The organism is Brevundimonas vesicularis (assembly GCF_032067225.1).
Classification (GTDB): Bacteria; Pseudomonadota; Alphaproteobacteria; order Caulobacterales; family Caulobacteraceae; genus Brevundimonas; species Brevundimonas vesicularis_F.
The window spans coordinates 1-17,364 of sequence record NZ_DAMBJX010000001.1; the positions used below are offsets into that span (position 1 = coordinate 1).

14 protein-coding genes are annotated in these 17,364 nt (G+C 68.0%); 8 read left to right on the forward strand and 6 right to left on the reverse strand.

The window, feature by feature from the left end; all coding sequences use genetic code 11:
• The 4 genes from RT123_RS00005 to RT123_RS00020 form a co-directional block, all read left to right on the forward strand.
• Positions 1-2,155, forward strand: a 2,155-nt coding sequence (locus tag RT123_RS00005) for a 2-oxoglutarate dehydrogenase E1 component (protein ID WP_313006817.1), incomplete at its 5' end; no start/stop codon positions are given.
• Positions 2,156-2,196: 41 nt separating this feature from the next.
• Positions 2,197-3,732, forward strand: coding sequence for a 2-oxoglutarate dehydrogenase complex dihydrolipoyllysine-residue succinyltransferase (gene odhB / locus RT123_RS00010; protein WP_313006819.1), 1,536 nt, complete (start codon positions 2,197-2,199; stop codon positions 3,730-3,732).
• Positions 3,733-3,788: 56 nt separating this feature from the next.
• Positions 3,789-4,400, forward strand: a complete 612-nt coding sequence (locus RT123_RS00015) for a glutathione S-transferase family protein (RefSeq protein WP_313006821.1) — start codon at positions 3,789-3,791, stop codon at positions 4,398-4,400.
• Between the two features lie 165 nt (positions 4,401-4,565).
• Entirely contained in the window at positions 4,566-4,904 is a 339-nt protein-coding gene (locus tag RT123_RS00020) for a hypothetical protein (RefSeq protein ID WP_218015912.1), read from the forward strand.
• Here RT123_RS00020 and prfA read toward each other — a convergent pair whose 3' ends face one another.
• Positions 4,905-5,972 (reverse strand): peptide chain release factor 1, encoded by a 1,068-nt coding sequence (gene prfA / locus RT123_RS00025; protein ID WP_313006823.1) that lies wholly within the window; start codon positions 5,970-5,972, stop codon positions 4,905-4,907.
• Positions 5,973-6,176: 204 nt separating this feature from the next.
• Here prfA and RT123_RS00030 point away from each other — a divergent pair, with 204 nt between their 5' ends.
• Genes RT123_RS00030 through RT123_RS00040 form a run of 3 tightly spaced genes read left to right on the forward strand, consistent with a single transcriptional unit; the run spans position 6,177 to position 8,090 of the window.
• Positions 6,177-6,782 carry a response regulator gene (locus RT123_RS00030; protein ID WP_313006824.1) on the forward strand — a complete coding sequence of 202 codons (606 nt, stop codon included), beginning with the start codon at positions 6,177-6,179 and terminating at the stop codon, positions 6,780-6,782.
• A gap of 56 nt (positions 6,783-6,838) precedes the next feature.
• A complete protein-coding gene (locus RT123_RS00035) occupies positions 6,839-7,279 on the forward strand; it encodes an Rrf2 family transcriptional regulator (protein ID WP_292079045.1) in 441 nt (146 codons plus the stop codon).
• Positions 7,280-7,313: 34 nt separating this feature from the next.
• Positions 7,314-8,090 carry a sulfite exporter TauE/SafE family protein gene (locus RT123_RS00040; protein WP_313006826.1) on the forward strand — a complete coding sequence of 259 codons (777 nt, stop codon included), beginning with the start codon at positions 7,314-7,316 and terminating at the stop codon, positions 8,088-8,090.
• Positions 8,091-8,191: 101 nt separating this feature from the next.
• Here RT123_RS00040 and ispG read toward each other — a convergent pair whose 3' ends face one another.
• The 4 genes from ispG to RT123_RS00060 all read right to left on the reverse strand — a co-directional run bounded on the left by ispG (position 8,192) and on the right by RT123_RS00060 (position 14,188).
• Positions 8,192-9,328, reverse strand: coding sequence for a flavodoxin-dependent (E)-4-hydroxy-3-methylbut-2-enyl-diphosphate synthase (gene ispG, locus RT123_RS00045; RefSeq protein ID WP_313006827.1), 1,137 nt, complete (start codon positions 9,326-9,328; stop codon positions 8,192-8,194).
• 48 nt (positions 9,329-9,376) lie between these two features.
• Positions 9,377-10,480 (reverse strand): helix-turn-helix domain-containing protein, encoded by a 1,104-nt coding sequence (locus RT123_RS00050; RefSeq protein WP_313006829.1) that lies wholly within the window; start codon positions 10,478-10,480, stop codon positions 9,377-9,379.
• Positions 10,481-10,592: 112 nt separating this feature from the next.
• Positions 10,593-12,851 (reverse strand): phosphoenolpyruvate--protein phosphotransferase, encoded by a 2,259-nt coding sequence (ptsP, locus tag RT123_RS00055; RefSeq protein WP_409514876.1) that lies wholly within the window; start codon positions 12,849-12,851, stop codon positions 10,593-10,595.
• A gap of 62 nt (positions 12,852-12,913) precedes the next feature.
• Positions 12,914-14,188: an aspartate kinase gene (locus RT123_RS00060; RefSeq protein WP_017505449.1), complete on the reverse strand. Its 1,275-nt coding sequence runs from the start codon at positions 14,186-14,188 to the stop codon at positions 12,914-12,916.
• Between the two features lie 56 nt (positions 14,189-14,244).
• On the opposite strand from RT123_RS00060, the gene ubiG reads away from it, so the two are divergent.
• On the forward strand, positions 14,245-15,060 hold the full coding sequence (gene ubiG, locus RT123_RS00065) for a bifunctional 2-polyprenyl-6-hydroxyphenol methylase/3-demethylubiquinol 3-O-methyltransferase UbiG (protein WP_313006832.1): 816 nt from the start codon (positions 14,245-14,247) through the stop codon (positions 15,058-15,060).
• 185 nt (positions 15,061-15,245) lie between these two features.
• On the opposite strand, the gene RT123_RS00070 is transcribed toward ubiG, so the two are convergent.
• Positions 15,246-17,297 (reverse strand): OPT family oligopeptide transporter, encoded by a 2,052-nt coding sequence (locus RT123_RS00070; protein ID WP_313006834.1) that lies wholly within the window; start codon positions 17,295-17,297, stop codon positions 15,246-15,248.
• Between the last annotated feature and the right edge of the window lie 67 nt (positions 17,298-17,364).

Genomic DNA, 17,364 nt, shown 5'->3' on the forward strand with positions numbered 1-17,364 from the left:
GGGCGTCGACGAGGTCGTGCTGGGCATGGCTCACCGCGGCCGCCTGAACGTGCTCGCCGCCGTGATGGGCAAGCCCTACAAGGTCATCTTCCACGAGTTCCAGGGCGGCTCGGCCGTGCCGAGCGACATCGAGGGCTCGGGCGATGTCAAATATCACATGGGCGCCTCGTCGAACCGCGAGTTCGACGGCAACCACGTCCACCTGTCGCTGACCGCCAACCCGTCCCACCTTGAAATCGTCAACCCGGTCGTGCTGGGCAAGGCGCGCGCCAAACAGGCGTTCGACATTCGCGAGGCCAACGAGGGCGTGCCCGAGGGCCAGTGGGCGCTGGACCGCTCGAAGGTCGTGCCGCTGCTGATCCATGGCGACGCCGCCTTCGCCGGCCAGGGCGTGGTCGCGGAATGCTTCGCCTTGATGGGACTAAAGGGCTACCGCACCGGCGGCACGCTGCACTTCGTCATCAACAACCAGATCGGCTTCACCACCAGCCCGCGCAACTCGCGCTCGTCGCCCTATCCGTCGGACGTCGCGCTGATGGTCCAGGCGCCGATCTTCCACGTGAACGGCGACGACCCCGAGGCGGTCGTCTTCGCGTCCAAGGTCGCCACCGAATACCGCCAGAAGTTCCACAAGGACGTGGTGGTGGACATGTTCTGCTACCGCCGCTTCGGCCACAACGAAGGCGACGATCCCACCTTCACCCAGCCGCTGATGTATTCAAAGATCCGCGCCCAGCCCTCGACCCGCGAACTGTATTCGCAGCGTCTGGTGGCCGAAGGCGTGATCAGCCAGGCCGAGGTGGACGCCGAGGTCGAGCGGTTCGAGAAATTCCTCGACGAGCAGTTCGAGGCCGGCAAGACCTGGTCCGCCGAAAAGGCCGACTGGCTGGACGGCCAGTGGCAGGGCTTCCAGTCACCCAAGGACGAGCTGCGCGGCGACACCGCCGTGCCGCTGGCCAAGCTGACCGACCTGGGCCACCGCCTGACCACGATCCCCAACAGCGTCGACATGCACAAGACGCTGAAGCGCGTCATCGACGGTCGCCGCGAAGCCATCACCTCGGGTCAGGGCCTGGACTGGGCCACGGCCGAGAGCCTGGCTTTCGCCTCGCTGGTTGATGAAGGTTTTCCGATCCGTCTGTCGGGTCAGGATTCGGTGCGCGGCACCTTCTCGCAGCGTCACTCGGGCATCATCGATCAGACGACCGAAGAGCGCTACATCCCGCTGAACAACCTGCGCGAAGGCCAGGCCAATTTCGAAGTCATCGACTCCGCCCTGTCCGAAGAAGCGGTGCTGGGCTTCGAGTACGGCTATTCGCTGGCCGACCCCAATACGCTGGTCATGTGGGAAGCCCAGTTCGGCGACTTTGTGAACGGCGCCCAGGTGGTGATCGACCAGTTCATCTCTTCGGGCGAACGCAAGTGGCTGCGCATGAGCGGCCTGACCATGCTGCTGCCTCACGGCTATGAAGGCCAGGGACCGGAACACTCCTCGGCCCGTCTGGAGCGCTTCCTGCAACAGTGCGCCGAAGACAATATGCAGGTCGCCAACTGCACCACCCCGGCCAACTACTTCCACATCCTGCGTCGCCAGATGCACCGGCCGTTCCGCAAGCCGCTGATCCTGATGACGCCCAAGTCGCTGCTGCGTCACAAGAAGGCGGTCTCGTCCATGGCGGACCTGGCGGAGGGCTCGGCCTTCCACCGCGTCCTGCACGACGACGCCCAGACGCGGCCCGAGATCGCTGGCATCACGATCAAGGCGGACAAGGACATCCGCCGCGTCATCCTGTGCTCGGGCAAGGTCTATTACGACCTGCTGGACGCGCGTGAGAAGAAGGCCAAGGACGGCCAGGCGGTGGACGACGTCTACATCCTGCGTCTGGAGCAGTTCTATCCGTGGCCGATCCAGTCGCTGCGCAAGGAACTGGCCCGCTTCCCCAACGCCGAACTGGTCTGGTGCCAGGAAGAGCCGAAGAACATGGGCGGCTGGACCTTCGTGGATCCGTGGCTGGAGCTGACGCTGGACAAGCTGGACGTGAAGGCCAAGCGCGCCCGCTACGTCGGCCGTCCCGGCTCGGCCTCGACCGCCGCCGGTCTGATGAGCCGGCATCTGAAGGAACTCGAAGCCTTCACGACCGAAGCCTTCGCCTGATACACGTATAAAAGACCGACTAGAGACGAGCTGGACCTGACATGGCCGACATCCTGACCCCCGCCCTCGGTGAATCCGTCACCGAAGCCACCATCGCAAAGTGGACCAAGAAGGTCGGTGATCCGGTTAAGAAGGACGAACTGCTGGTCGAGCTGGAGACCGACAAGGTCTCGCTGGAAGTCGTCTCGCCCGCCGACGGCGTGCTGGGCGACATCAAGGCGGCCGAGGGCGACAACGTCGTTCCCGGCACGGTCCTGGGTTCGGTGACGGAAGGCGCGTCCGCCGCCGCCGCTCCGGCCGCTGCGCCGGCAAAAGCCGCCAAGGCTGACGCCAAGGTCGCGCCGGCCGCCGCTGCTCCGGCCGCGGCCGCCGCGATCGACATCACCGTGCCGGTCATGGGCGAGAGCGTCGCCGAGGGCTCGATGGGCAAGTGGGTCAAGAAGAACGGCGACACGGTCAAGAAGGACGAACTGCTGGTCGAGATCGAGACCGACAAGGTCGCGGTCGAGGTGTCGGCCCCGGCTGACGGCGTTCTGACCATCGCCGCCGACGAAGGCGCGACCGTCACTCCGGGCCAGAAGATCGGCTCAATCTCAGGGTCGGGCTCGGGTTCGGGCGCCGCCGCATCGGCTCCCGCCGCCGCTCCGGCCCCTGCCGCCGCGCCCGCCAACACCGGCTCGGCCCAGATTTCGGGCGCCAAGAACGAAACCCTGTCGCCCGCCGTTCAGCGCGTGGTCGGCGAGAACAATCTGGATCCCAAGGCCATCAACGCCACGGGACCGAAGGGCAACATCACCAAGGCCGACGCCATCGCCGCCATCGGCCAGGCCTCGGCTCCGGCCCCTGCCGCCGCGCCCGCCGCCCCGCGCGCCGACCAGCCGCGCGAAGAGCGGGTGAAGATGACGCGCCTGCGTCAGACCATCGCCCGTCGCCTGAAGGAATCGCAGAACACCGCCGCCCAGCTGACCACCTTCAACGAGGTGGACATGACCAACGTCATGGCCCTGCGCGCCCAGTACAAGGACGTGTTCGAAAAGCGACACGGCGTGAAGCTGGGCTTCATGTCCTTCTTCACCAAGGCCGTCGTCGCGGCCCTGCATGAGATCCCGGCCGTTAACGCCGAGATCGACGGCACCGACATCATCTACAAGAACCACTACGACATCGGCGTCGCCGTCGGCACCGACAAGGGTCTGGTGGTGCCTGTGCTCCGCGATGCCGACACCCTGTCGCTCGCCGGCATCGAAAAGGGCATCGGCGCCCTGGGCAAGGCCGCGCGTGACGGCTCGCTGACCATGGATCAGATGCAGGGCGGCACCTTCACCATCACCAACGGCGGCACCTATGGCTCGCTGATGTCGACGCCGATCCTGAACGCGCCGCAGTCGGGCATCCTGGGCATGCACAACATCGTCCAGCGCCCGATGGCCATCAACGGCGAGGTCAAGATCCGCCCGATGATGTATCTGGCCCTCAGCTACGATCACCGCATCGTGGACGGCAAGGAAGCGGTGACCTTCCTGGTCCGGGTCAAGGAACTGCTGGAAGATCCGGCGCGGGCCCTGCTGGACCTCTGATTTCCTGAAAGGCGGCGATGATCTCGCCGCCTTTTTCTTTGCTGCGAGGCGCGACCATGCTGACCCTCTACGCCGCGACCGGATCCTGCAGCCGGGCCAGCCATATCGCGCTGGAAGAGTCCGGGCTTGCCTATGAGGTTCATCCGGTCGACTTCGCCAAGGCCGAGCAACGCGAGCCGGCGTATCTGGCGATCAATCCCAAGGGGCGCGTTCCTGCGCTCGCGACCGATCAGGGCGTCCTGACCGAGAGCCCGGCCATTCTGGCGCACATCGCCGCCCTTTCGCCGCCCGGCCTGTTGGCGCCGACCGATCCCTTCGCCTTTGCGCGGATGCAGTCGTTCAACCTCTATCTGGCCACCACCGTCCACGTCGCCCACGCCCACGGTCGCCGCGCCGCGCGCTGGAGCGACGATGCCGCCGCTCAGGCGTCGATGGCGGCCAAGGTCACGCAGAACATGCGCGAAGGATTCACGCTGATCGAGGCGGACCTGACCGGCGAATGGGCGATGGGCGACGCCTATACGGTCGCCGACCCCTATCTGTTCACCTTCGCCGGCTGGCTGGAAAGCGACGGCGTGGACATCGCCGAGTTTCCTCGCGTTCAGGGGCATTTCGAGCGCATGAAGGCGCGTCCGGCGGTCCAGAACGCCTTGGCCGCCAAAGCTTAGCGGGCGCGCTCGCAGACCAACGGTTGTGTCTAATTTGCGCCGGTCGTTAACGATCCGAATCGGCGTCGCATTTTCCCTGATTACAACCACAGAAAATGGCGCCTTATTTCGGACATGGAGTGGGCGGCGCGCGCGATAGGGATGTTTTACGTCTTGGGCGGACTGATGCTTTTGTATCAGGCCTGGCTCAACTGGCGTCTGCAACGGGCCTTGTCCGGCGTCATCGCCGTTCCCGCAGACGATCAGATCGCAGACGGCGTGATCGCCCTGGGCGGCGTGGTGGTCCTGATGTCGGGCGTCGCGCTGGCGGCACTCAGCGCCTGGGCCGTGGTCGCCTTCCTCGCCGGTTGGGCGATCCAGGCCGCCTATCTACTGTGGGTCAACCGCGCCGATCTCGACAGCCCGCTGGCCAGCGGCCGGCTGAAGTCGGTGCATGCCTTCGCCGCCTATACCGCCGTCACCGGCGTGGTGCTGTGGCTGCCACTGACCGGCGTCCTGGGCTGATCAACCGAACTCGGCTTCCAGGTCGGCCAGACGCGCCGCCTGGTCCTCGGCGATCAGGGCGTTCAGCAGCGGATCGATGTCGCCTTCCATAATCTGGGGCAGGCTGTGCAGGGTCAGGTTGATGCGGTGATCGCTGACCCGCCCTTGCGGATAGTTGTAGGTGCGGATCCGCTCCGACCGGTCGCCCGACCCGACCTGGGACTTGCGGCTGTCCGAGCGGGCCAGGTCCTTGGCCTGACGCTGCATGTCGTACAGGCGCACGCGCAGGTTCTTCATCGCCTTGTCGCGATTGACGTGCTGGGACTTCTCCGACGACGTCACCATGATGCCGGTAGGCAGGTGGGTGATGCGCACGGCGGAATCGGTCGTGTTGACGTGCTGGCCGCCCGAGCCCGACGCGCGGAAGGTGTCGATGCGGATGTCCTTGTCGTGGATTTCGATCTCCACGTCCTCGACCTCGGGCAGGACCGCCACCGTCGCCGCGGAGGTGTGGATGCGCCCCTGCGACTCGGTCGTCGGCACGCGCTGGACCCGGTGAACGCCGCTCTCGAACTTCAGCCGGCCGAACACGCCTTCGCCCGTCACCGTGGCGATGATTTCCTTATAACCGCCGGCGTCGCCTTCGGTCGCCGAATCCAGCTCGATCCGCCAGCCACGCGTGGAGGCGTACCGCGAGTACATACGGAACAGGTCGCCCGCGAACAGGGCCGCCTCGTCCCCTCCGGTGCCGGCGCGCACTTCCAGCACGGCCGAGGCGTTCTCGTCGGCGTCGCGCGGGGCCAGTAGCAGGGCGACCTCGCGTTCCAGATCGGGCAGCCTGTCCGTCAGCGCCCGCAGCTCTTCTTCGGCCATCGCCGCCATTTCCGGATCGGCCGTCATGGTTTCCAGGTCCGCCATTTCGGCGCGCGCGCGCGCCAAGCCCTGGACCGCATCGACGACGGGCTTCAGCTCGGCGTGCTCCTTGGACAGCCGCACGATCTCGGCGCCGTCGGTCGCCGAACCCATGCGCGCCTCCACCTCATGGAAACGGTCGAGCACCTGATCGAGACGGGCCTGGGGCAGTCGCAAGAGGGAAATGTCCTGAGAAAAAGCGGAGCGCCGTCCTTACCCGCCGGGGGGGCTCGTGTCGATTGCAGGCGTATCGAGGCGTGGGCCGGCGCCGGCGCCGCGCTTGTGATCGGCGATCACAGCCGGGTCACGATGGCGTCAGTCGCGGTGACGCAATCGGCTCAAAGCCATTAGTTGAGATCGAACAACCGTAAGGAGGACGCCATGTTCGATCGCCCGCTCCCGTCGCAGCCGGACGCCGCCGAGATCGCCGAAAGCGTCGATCGCCTGTGCCGCCTGTACGACAGCCGTCTGACCGAGCACGGCGGCGACCTGTCGCCCGAGGACGCGCGCGAACTGAAGGCCATGGCCGCCATCTATGATCTGGACACCGACCGCCCCTCGACCGAGGTCTGGCGCGACCTTCGCGCCGTCGTCACCCGCCAGACGCCGCTTGACGCCACGGCGCCGGCCGAAGTCGAGGCCCTGACCCTGCTGGTGGTCGAGGACGATCCCGACGCCGCCGCTTCTCTAACCGAACTGCTGACCGAGGCGGGCCACAATGTCGTCGGCCCGTTCCACAGCGCCGCTGCCGCCGAGGCCGCCGCTGCGCTGCACAGCATCGATGCGGCCCTGCTGGACATCAATCTGTCGGGCGAGATGACCGGGGTGGAACTGGCCCGCGTCCTGACCGACCGCTGGGCCGTGCGGGTTATCTTCATTTCCGGCGATGTCGCCGCCGCGGCGAAGAATGCGGACATGGCCGAGGCCCTGGTGTTGAAACCCTATAATAGCGCGCAGATTCTGGAGGCGGTGGCGCGCCTCGCCTGAGGGTCGGGCCAGCCACCGCGGCTTGCGTCTAAGGCGCAGGCGGGCGATCACGGATCATGCTGTCGAACCGGTCCCGCTACGCCCTGCGCGCCATGGTGCATCTGGCCGGTCTGCCGGACGGCGGTCCCGCGACCATCGCCGAGATCGCCGAGGCGGCGGCGGCTCCGCGAAAGTTCCTGGAGGCCATTCTGCTGGATCTGCGCCGTCAGGGTCTGCTGGCCTCGAAGCGGGGCAGGGCGGGCGGCTATGCGCTGGGCGCGCCCGCCGACGCCATCAGCTTCGCCGACGTGATCCGCGCGCTTGAAGGCCCGCTGGCCCTCGCGCCCTGCGCCTCGCGCACCGCACATGGCCCCTGCGAAACCTGCCCGGATGTCGAGACCTGTCCGTTGCAGCCCGTGCTTCAGGACGGGCGTGACGCGATCGCCGCCGTCTTCGAGGCGCGAACCCTTCTGCAAGCCGCCGTCACTTCTTCTCCTATTGACCGACTAGGGAAATAGCCCGCACCGTTCGCCCCCTATTCCAGAGGCCGCCATGCAAGATTTCCTGCTCTTCCTCGCCGTCGGTTTTCTGGCCCAGATCGTGGATGGGGCGCTGGGCATGGCCTATGGCGTGATCTCCTCCACCGTCCTGCTGTCGTTCGGCGTGCCGCCCGCGACGGCGTCCGCCAGTGTCCACGCCGCCGAGGTCTTCACCACGGCGGCGTCGGCCGGGTCCCATACGGTCAACAAGAACGTGAACTGGAAGCTGTTCGTGCCGCTGGCCCTGGGCGGCGTCGTCGGCGGCGGTTTCGGCGCCTTCGTCCTGACCAGCATCGACGGGGATCTGCTAAAGCCCTTCATCACCACCTATCTGGCCATCATGGGCGTGGTGATCATCTGGCGCGCCACCCGTCAGACGCGCGAGCGAATCTTCCCGCGCAAGTTCGCCGGCCCTCTGGGTCTGGTCGGCGGCTTCTTCGACGCCATCGGCGGCGGCGGCTGGGGACCCACGGTCACCACCACCCTGGTGGGGACGGGTCAAGATCCGCGCGTGTCGATCGGCACCACCAATACGGCGGAGTTCTTCGTCACCTCCGCCATTTCCGCGACCTTCCTGGTCGCCCTGCTGACCGGACATTGGCAGGACGCCGAGGGCTTCTCCACCCACGCCATGGCAGTGCTGGGCCTGATTATCGGCGGCCTGATCGCCGCCCCCTTCGCCGGCGTCATCGCCCGCATCGCCCCGCGTCGCGCCCTGACCTACGGCGTCGGCGCCGTGGTGCTCCTGTCCGCCGGCTATCAGGCCCTGCGTCTGTTCAAGGTGATCTGAAGAGAAAAACGGCGGCGGGCTCGCACCCTCCGCGATCCAATTTCGACTTGGATTTCAGAGTATCGCCGGCATCGCCTCTCTGCATAAGCGGCTTCCGCCGCCTACTCCGCCGCCTGAAGCTCCGCCGCGCGTACGGCGTCCAGTTCGGCGGCCTTCTGTTCGACCAGGTCGACGATGTGGTCGATCATGCCGTCGTTGGCCTGTTTGTGGGCGATCTTGCCGTTCAGATAGATCATGCCCGCGCCCTTGCCTCCGCCGGTGAAGCCGATGTCGGTATAGAGAGCCTCGCCCGGTCCGTTTACGACGCAGCCGATCACCGACAGGCTCATCGGCGTCGAGATATGGGCCAGCTTCTCTTCCAGCACCGCCACCGTCTCGATGACGTTGAAGCCCTGACGCGCGCAGGACGGGCAGGCGATGATGTTGACCCCCCGGTGGCGCAGACCCAGCGACTTCAGGATGTCGAAGCCGACCTTGATCTCCTCGACCGGATCGGCGGCCAGCGAGACGCGGATCGTGTCGCCGATCCCGGCCCACAGCATCGACCCCAGGCCGATGGCGGACTTGATGGTGCCGGTGCGCAGCGGCCCGGCCTCGGTCACGCCCAGGTGAAGCGGGCAGTCGATCGCCTCGGCCAGTTGCTGATAGGCGGCGACGGTCAGGAAGGGGTCGGACGCCTTCACCGAAATCTTGAACTCGTGGAAGTCGTGGTCCTGCAGGATGCGCGCGTGGTTCAGGGCGCTTTCGACCATGGCGTCGGGGCAAGGCTCGCCGTATTTTTCCAGCAGCTCCTTTTCCAGCGAACCGGCGTTGACGCCGATCCGCATCGAACAGCCATTGTCCTTGGCCGCCTGGATGACGTCGCGGACGCGGTCGGCCGAACCGATGTTGCCCGGATTGATGCGCAGGCAGGCGGCGCCCGCCTCGGCCGCCTCGATGCCGCGCTTGTAGTGGAAGTGGATGTCGGCGACCAAGGGGACCTTGGCTTCGCGCACGATGGTCTTGAAGGCGGCGGTCGATTCCACGTCGGGGCAGGAGACGCGCACGATGTCGGCGCCGGCCTCTTCCAGCTGACGGATCTGGTCGATGGTCGCCGCCGCGTCCGTCGTCGGCGTATTGGTCATCGACTGGACGCTGATCGGGGCGTCGCCGCCCACTAGGACGGAGCCGACGCGGATCTGGCGGCTCTTGCGACGCTCGATGTGGCGCCAGGGTCGGACGTGGGTGTGGTCGCTCATGGGAGCATCATATAGGCCGATGATGACGGCGGGACCACGGCCGACGTATCAGTTCGGCGCAGGGGCGGGTGAAGAGGACGCGGGCGCGTGGGAGGGCGTCGCCCCTGGCGTCGTGGCCGCCTGGGTCCGGGCCTGGGCGGCCTGAGCCTGGGCCTGGGCGCGCGCCTGGCTGGCGGCCAGCGCCTTGGCCGCTTGGTCCGCGCGGCTGTTCAACTGGGCCAATGGCGTCAGCACGCCGGCCAGCGGTCCGCCGTATTCGCCGTTCAGGAAGACGTCGAAGGCGGCCGGGTCGGACACGTCCACCGTCGCCGCCACGCCGATGGGCGCGCGCCAGGCCTCGCCCGGCGCCATCTGACGCGCGAACAGGGCCTGACCGTCGCCCAGCCGAACGACCAGGGCGCCGGCCGTCTTGGCCTGGATCACCACCATCGAGGCGTTGGCCGAGGCGCCATAGACGGCCCCGCGGGGGTTGAACGCCTTCTGCACCGGCTCGGGATTGGCGGCGGCGGCGATCACGGCCGGATCGGTCGGATCGACACCGGTGAGTTCGGCTTCCAATCCCGGGGTGATGTAGAGGGCCGGCGTCGTCTGGTCGGGCGGGGCGGACATGGGCGCGCTGAGCGCGACCTGTGGATCCGGATCGGCCGCCCCGGTCCATGTCTTTGGCACGGCGGCGATATCGGACGGATGGGCGGTCTGATGCAGGCTGGCGCGCTGGAACACGTTCCAGCCGATAACAGCGACCACCACGGCGGCGATGCCGGCGACGATGCGCGGCGAATGGCGTTTCACGTCCTCGAAGGCGATGCCGATGGGTGCCTTCAGCGGTACGGAGGTGTCCGGGCTCTCGCGCTTGAACCGCTCGACGGCGGTCTGTTCGTCCAGCGCCAGGGCCGAGGCATAGGCCCGCACATAGCCCAGGGCGAAGACCCGCGAGGGCAGGGACGACCAGTCGTTCTGCTCCAGGGCGGTCAGGAACCGGCGATGCACCTTGGTCTCGGCCGCCAGTTCGGCCGCCGACTTGCCCGACCGCTCGCGGGCGGCGCGAAAACCGTCGCCCAGGGTCGCGGCGTCGACGAAGGCGGCCGTCGGATCGGGCCGGTCCGCAATGCTTTCGATCGCCTCGGGGGCGACCCCCGCATTCAGCGTCATGACGCCTGACCCCATGTCCGGGAAACACAGCGCCGACGCGCCGTTCACAGGGCCCGAGATAGACGATTGCGCGCCGACCAGCAACGCCGCCCGTGCGTCCAGACGGCTGCGATCAGACCGCGACGTTCAGCTTGCGCGCCAGGGATTCGATCTCGTTACGAACCGAGCCGGTGGACAGGTTCAGCAGATTGGCCATGCCGCGCCGCGCCGCATTCAGGTCCGCCGACAGGATCATCCGCTTGACCGGCCCGACACCGCCCGCCGGCGCCGACAGTCGGGTGAAGCCCAGCACGATCAGGGCAAAGGCCTCCAGCGGCCGCCCCGCCAGTTCGCCGCAGATCGAGACCGGCGTGCCGGTGTCGGCGCAGGCCTTCTGGATGGTCTGGAGCGCACGCAGGGTCGGCGGCGACAGCGGGTCGTAGCGATCCGACACCAGTGGATTGGTCCGGTCGGCCGCGTACATGTACTGGAACAGGTCGTTGGTGCCGATGGAGACGAAATCCGTCAGCGGCAGCAGGGCGTCCAGATGCCACAGCAACGACGGGCATTCGACCATCGCCCCGACGCGCAGCAGGGCGGGCAAAGCGCGCCCGCGACGCCGCGCCCAAGCGCATTCGATATCGACCAGCTCGCGCGCGGCCCGGAACTCGTCCACCGTGGCGATCATCGGGAACATGACGCGCAGTTCGCGCCCGGCCCCCGCCGCCAGCAGCGCCCGAAGCTGCATTCGCAAAAGCGACGGTCGGTCCAGACCCAGGCGGATGGCGCGGCGGCCCAGCGCGGGGTTCTCTTCGCGCTCGGCTTCCAGATACGGCAGGACCTTGTCACCGCCGATGTCCAGGGTGCGGAAGGTCACGGGTTTGTCGCCCGCCGCGTCCAGCACCAGCTTGTAGAGCGCCGTCTGGGCGTCCAGCCGCGGCAGTTCGTCCGAGACCATGAACTGGAATTCGGTGCGGAACAGGCCGATGCCCTCGGCGCCCGTCTCGATCATGTTTTCCAGATCGACCGCCAGCCCGGCGTTGGTCAGGACCGTGATCCGCTGCCCGTCCAGGGTCACGGCCGGCACGTCGCGCAGCTGGGCGAACTCGGCCTGGCGCTGTTCGCGCACGGCCATGCGCGACTGCACGGCCTCCAGCATGTCGGGGCGGGGACGCAGATAGGTCTCGCCGGTCTCGCCGTCGGCGATGACCATGTCGCCTTCCGACAGCCGGTCGCGCAGGCCCATCAGACGGCCGACGCACGGGATCTGCAGCGCGCGGGCGACGATGGCGGCGTGGCTGGCGGCCGAGCCCTCTTCCAGCAACAGCCCCTTCAGCTTGTCGCGCGGATATTCCAGGAGGTCGGCGGGGCCCAGGTTGCGCGCCACCAGGATGGCGTCGTCGGGCAGTTCGCGCTCGCCCGGCTTGTCGCCCGCCAGCACCCGCAGCAGCCGGTTGGCCAGGTCCTCGAAGTCGTGCAGCCGCTCGCGGATATAGGGGTCGCGCGCCTGGGCGAAGCGGGCGCGGTGTTCGTTCCTGACCCGGTCCACCGCCGCCTCGGCCGTCAGACCGTTCCTCACCGCCTCTTCCAGCGACCGGTTCCAGCCCCGGTCGTCGGCGAACATCCGATAGGTTTCCAGAACCTCGAACGACGGACCGGCCAGGCCCTGGCCCTTGTCCAGCATGACGTCCAGGCCGCTCTTCAGCGTGGCCAGCGCCAGCTTCAGCCGCGCCTCCTCCATCGCCGGGTCGTCGGATAGCAGGCGTTCGGGCGCCAGCGGCGCCTCGTGCAGAACCACATGGCCGAAAGCCAGGCCGTCGGCGAACTTCTGACCCCTCAGCCGCTCGGGCCGGTGCGGCGCCAGCTCCACGTCGCGCAACTCGTCCAGCGCCAGCAGTTCGCCCGACGACACCGTTTCGGACAAGACCATGGCGATGGTCTGGATGTCCTCGACCTCTTCCTCGTCATAGCGCCGCTCAGTGCGGTTTTGAACGACCAGAACGCCGATGGCCCGACCGCCGCGCAGCAGCGGGGCGCCTAGGAAGGCGTGATAGGGGTCTTCGCCCGTCTCGGGGCGATAGGAGAAGGACGGGTGCGACGGGGCGTCCGACAGGCTGATGGGCTGGGCCATCCGCGCCACTTCGCCGACCAGGCCCTCGCCGGGCCGCAGCCGGGTATTGTGCACGGCGTCGGGGTTCAGACCCTCGGTGGCGAACAGCTCGAGCTCGCCTGACGCGCGACGCAGATAGATGGAGCAGACCTCGGCGACCATCGACCGGGCGATGATCTTGACGACCATGTTCAGCCGGTCCTGCGCCGGCGTCGCGCCCGCGCCGGCCCCGCCCAGAGCCTCGCGGATCTGGCGCAGGAGGATCCGGGGTCCTCTGGTCATCGCGCCGCCTGCCGGCATCATGTCTCCCGCGCCCCGGCGCCTAGGCGCCTTCTGAAATCACCCTATACCGCGTCCAGCCCATATGCCGAATGCAGGGCGCGAACGGCCAGCTCGGCGTAGGCGGCGTCGATCAGCACGCTGATCTTGATCTCGGAGGTCGAGATCGCCTGGAACTTCACGCCCTTGTCGGCTAGGGCCTTGAACATGGTCTGGGCGACGCCCGCATGGCTGCGCATGCCCACGCCGACAACCGAAACCTTGGCCACGTCCTCGTCGACGCGGATTTCCTCGAAGCCGAGCTGCTCCTTGGCGGCGGTCATCAGGTCGGCCGCGCGCACGGCGTCGCGACGGCCGGTCGTGAAGGTCAGGTTGACCGTTCCGGCGGTGCGCGACTGGCTCTGCACGATCATGTCGACGTTGACGTTGGCCTCGGCCAGGCGCGTGAAGACGTCGGCGGGGGCGTCCACCCGGTCGGACAGGCCCAGCAGGGTGATGCGGGCCTCGTCACGGCTCATGGTCACACCGGACACGATACGTTTTTCCACGATCTCCTCCTCGTCGCAGATCAGGGTTCCACCCTTGTCGGGCATGACGCCATTCGCGTCGGGTTCGATAAAGCTTGAAAGGACGCGGACCGGCACCTGTTTAGCCATGGCCAACTCGACCGAGCGGGTCTGCAGCACCTTGGCGCCCAGGGACGCCATTTCCAGCATCTCTTCGTAGGACACCTTGGCCAGGCGGCGCGCGCGGTTCTCGATGCGCGGGTCGGTCGTATAGACGCCGTCCACGTCGGTATAGATGTCGCAGGGGCAGCCCAGGGCCGCCGCCACGGCGACCGCCGAGGTGTCCGAACCGCCGCGTCCCAGGGTGGTGATCTTGCCGTCCGCCGTCACGCCCTGGAAGCCGGGTACGATGGCGATCTCGCCGGCGTCGACGGCGGCGCCCAGCTTCTCGCCGGGAATGTCGATGATGCGGGCGCGGGCGTGGGCGTCGTCGGTCAGGATCGGCACCTGCCAGCCCATCCACGAGCGGGCGTTGAAGCCCATGTTGCGCAGGGTCGCGGCCAACAGGCCCGAGGTCACCTGTTCGCCCGAGGCGACCACCACGTCATATTCGTCGTCGCTGAGCGGCAGGCCTGCAGCGGCCGGTCCGGCGCCGTCCGTCCAGGCGACCAGTTCGTTGGTCTTGCCCGCCATGGCGGAGACGACGACGGCGACCTGTTTGCCCGCCGAGACTTCGGCCGCGACGATCCGCGCCGCACGCCGAATGCGTTCGAGGTCGCCCATCGAGGTGCCGCCGAACTTCATCACCAGTCGTGTCGTATCGGGCCGCGTCATCGTGGCGTTCCGCCCCCTGCTTGCGTGAAAGGGCGCGAAGGTTCATCCCTCGCGTCATGACCGCTTCTAACGGCGCCGCTCCGTCTCGCCTACCCCAACAGGGGCATGGTTTTTCGCAAAATTCGCCCGAAACGGCGTTCGGCGCATCGATCGACCCCGCCGACGTGGCGCGCTTCTCGGCCCAGGCGGCCGAATGGTGGGATGCGCACGGGCCGTTCGCGCCGCTGCACCGCTTCAATCCCGCGCGGCTGGCCTTGATCCGCGAACAGCTTTGCACGCGGCTGGTTCGCGATCCGAAGGCGCGCGCGCCCTTCGAAGGTCTGACCCTGCTGGACGTGGGGTGCGGCGGCGGACTGATCGCCGAGCCGATGCGGAGAATGGGCTTTGAGGTCACCGCCATCGACGCCTCGTCCGAGAACATCGGCACCGCCCGCGCCCACGCGGACATGGTCGGGCTGGATATCGCCTATCGCGCCGCCACGGTCGAACAGATCGAGGCGGAAGGGGCAGGGCCGTTCGACGTGGTCCTGACGATGGAGGTGATCGAACACGTCGCCGATCCCGAGGGCTTCGTGCGCGCCTGTTCGCGCCTGCTCCGGCCGGGGGGCGTGATGATGGTCGCCACCCTGAACCGCACGCTGAAGTCGCTGGCCCTGGGCAAGGTGGCGGCGGAATACATCCTGCGCTGGGTTCCCGCCGGAACCCACGACTGGCGCCAGTTCCTGAAGCCTGAGGAAATCCGCACGATGCTGGCCGCCGAGCCGGTGACGGTCGAGGGGCCCTATGGCCTGAACTACGACCCGCTACACGACCGATGGAGCCAGACCGACGATGCGGGCATCAACTACATGATGGTCGCCACGCGCGCCTGAGCCAGCTTTTCCCTCCCCGTTCCGGGGAGGGTGGTCGCGCTAGCGACCGGGCGGGGGCGGCCGGCAAGGCCGCATCTGTTCAACCTAAGACAGACTTGCGACGTGTCGCCCTGCCGCCCCCACCCGGCTTCGCCTTCGGCTCAGCCACCCTCCCCCGCAGGGGAGGGAGAGGCGCCAGTCCGCCCCTAGACCTTCGAAGCCCGGCTGCGCGTCCAGGCGTACAAGCCGAACACCGCGACGGCGAAGCCGACGATGCCCGCCAGTATGGCCGGCCAGGCCGAACCCTCGGGCAGCATGGCGAAGGGCGCGTCGTCCCTGGTCGCCACGATGACGCCGGCGGTGAAGACGCCGAACAGACTCTCGCCCACGATCAGGCCCGAGGCCAGCAGCACGCCCATCCGCCGCGCCACGTCGGCGTAGCGGGTGGACGAGACCGCCTTGTCATAGATCCAGCCGGCGACGGCGCCGATGACCAGCATGGTGGTCACCGCAGCCGGCAGATAGAAGCCGATGCCGACGGCGAGCGGCGGCAGTTTGACCTTGCCCTTGGTCGCCTTCGACACCACCGCGTCCAGCACGATGATGACCACGCCGATCGCCGCGCCCAGACCGATCAGGTCCCAGCGCAGGTCGCCGCCGATGACGCCGCGCGCCAGGGCCGAGATCAGGGTCGCCTGGGGCGCCGCCAGGGTCTTGGCGCCTTCCACGATGGCGGGCGGGCCGCCTTCGAAGCCGAAGGCCTGGTTCAGCAGGTTCAGGATGAAGGGGATCACCAAGGCGCCGGCGCCGACGCCGACGATCAGCGCCACCTGCTGGCGCCACGGCGTGGCCTCGACCAACTGGCCCGTCTTCAGGTCCTGAAGGTTGTCATTGGCGATGACGGCGACGGCGAAGACGACCGCCGTCACGATCAGGGCGAAGGCGATGATCGACGGATCGGCCGGCACGCCGGCGACGGCCATGACGCCCAGCATCAGCAGCGAGGCGATGACGATGGCCAGGATGCCGACGCCCGACACGGGGCTGTTCGACGAGCCGATCAGACCGGCCATGTAGCCGCAGATGGCCGCCACGGCGAAACCGATCAGCACCACATAGACCAGGCCGCCGATCACCAGGAGCGGCGTCGAGCCCGCCAGCGCCGGGGCGCTCTGGGCGAACCAGGCCAGAAGGCCGGCGATGCCGACCAGGCAGGCGACCGACACGCCGCCCACCAGTTTGATCGGCAAATCTTGTTCGGTGCGCTCAAGCACTTCGCCGTGGGCGCGTTTGGCGTTGGCGGCCAGCGCAGAGGTCAGGCCGCCGATCAGCGGACCGGCCAGTTTGATCAGGGTCCAGATGGCGGCGACGCCGATGACGCCCGCGCCCATGAACCGCACTTCGCGCGCCCAGACGGTGGTCGCCAGCTCTTCGGCCGGCGCCCCGGCGGGCAGGGTCGAGGCGATCGACGGAATGCCGTGCGCCGTCAGCCACGCGATGGTGTCCGGGCTGGTCAGGATCGGCACGGCGATGGCCCAGGCCAGCACCAGGCCGAACAGCTGCGCCAGACCGACCGTCAGGCCGATCAGATGCCCGGCGCCCAGCAGGGCGAACTGCATGCCGAAGCCCATGCCGGTGGCCCCGCCGCCCAGCGCGGCCGGCAGCTTGAAGAACTTGGCCGCTTCGCCCGCAAAGACCCGACCCGCGACCAGCAGGGCGTAGCCTGACGACACCACGGCGCCGGCGACCACGACCCACAGGCCCGACTTGTTCTCGCGCACCGCGCTTTCGGTCTGTTCGGCCCCGCGCGACCCGACCTTCAGCACCTCGGCGGCGGCGACGCCTTCGGGGTAGGGCAGGCCGCCGTTGACGACCAGCGCTCGGCGCAGCGGGATCGAGAAGGTCACGCCCAGCACGCCGCCCAGGATGCAGATCGCCACCGACTGCCAGAACGGAAACTCCAGCCACCAGCCGATCATCACCAAGCCCGGCAGGACGAAGATGATCGAACTCATGGCCCCGCCGACCGAGGCCACGGTCTGGACGGTCATATTCTCCCAGATGGTCGAGGTGCGGAACGCCCGCAGCACCGCCATCGAGATCACCGCCGCCGGAATGGCCGAGGCGAAGGTCAGGCCGACCAGCAGGCCCAGATAGGTGTTGGCGGCGGTGAAGATCACCGCCAGCAGGCAGCCCAGCACCAGGGCGCGGAGCGTCAGTTCTAGCCGACCCTTGGGGGCGGCGGCGGCGTCTGTCATATGCGAGGTCCCACGTTTGCGCGGACGTAAGCGCATTCTGTCGCAGGCGGCAACTGGTCGCGGTCAG

Bases quoted from the DNA above. Each gene is read 5' to 3' on its own strand.
- odhB (WP_313006819.1), top strand. From the start codon at position 2,197: ATGGCCGACATCCTGACCCCCGCCCTCGGTGAATCCGTCACCGAAGCC.
- RT123_RS00015 (WP_313006821.1), top strand. From the start codon at position 3,789: ATGCTGACCCTCTACGCCGCGACCGGATCCTGCAGCCGGGCCAGCCAT.
- RT123_RS00020 (WP_218015912.1), top strand. From the start codon at position 4,566: ATGCTTTTGTATCAGGCCTGGCTCAACTGGCGTCTGCAACGGGCCTTG.
- RT123_RS00030 (WP_313006824.1), top strand. From the start codon at position 6,177: ATGTTCGATCGCCCGCTCCCGTCGCAGCCGGACGCCGCCGAGATCGCC.
- RT123_RS00035 (WP_292079045.1), top strand. From the start codon at position 6,839: ATGCTGTCGAACCGGTCCCGCTACGCCCTGCGCGCCATGGTGCATCTG.
- RT123_RS00040 (WP_313006826.1), top strand. From the start codon at position 7,314: ATGCAAGATTTCCTGCTCTTCCTCGCCGTCGGTTTTCTGGCCCAGATC.
- ispG (WP_313006827.1), bottom strand. From the start codon at position 9,328: ATGAGCGACCACACCCACGTCCGACCCTGGCGCCACATCGAGCGTCGC.
- RT123_RS00050 (WP_313006829.1), bottom strand. From the start codon at position 10,480: ATGACGCTGAATGCGGGGGTCGCCCCCGAGGCGATCGAAAGCATTGCG.
- ptsP (WP_409514876.1), bottom strand. From the start codon at position 12,851: ATGACCAGAGGACCCCGGATCCTCCTGCGCCAGATCCGCGAGGCTCTG.
- RT123_RS00060 (WP_017505449.1), bottom strand. From the start codon at position 14,188: ATGACGCGGCCCGATACGACACGACTGGTGATGAAGTTCGGCGGCACC.
- ubiG (WP_313006832.1), top strand. From the start codon at position 14,245: ATGACCGCTTCTAACGGCGCCGCTCCGTCTCGCCTACCCCAACAGGGG.
- RT123_RS00070 (WP_313006834.1), bottom strand. From the start codon at position 17,297: ATGACAGACGCCGCCGCCGCCCCCAAGGGTCGGCTAGAACTGACGCTC.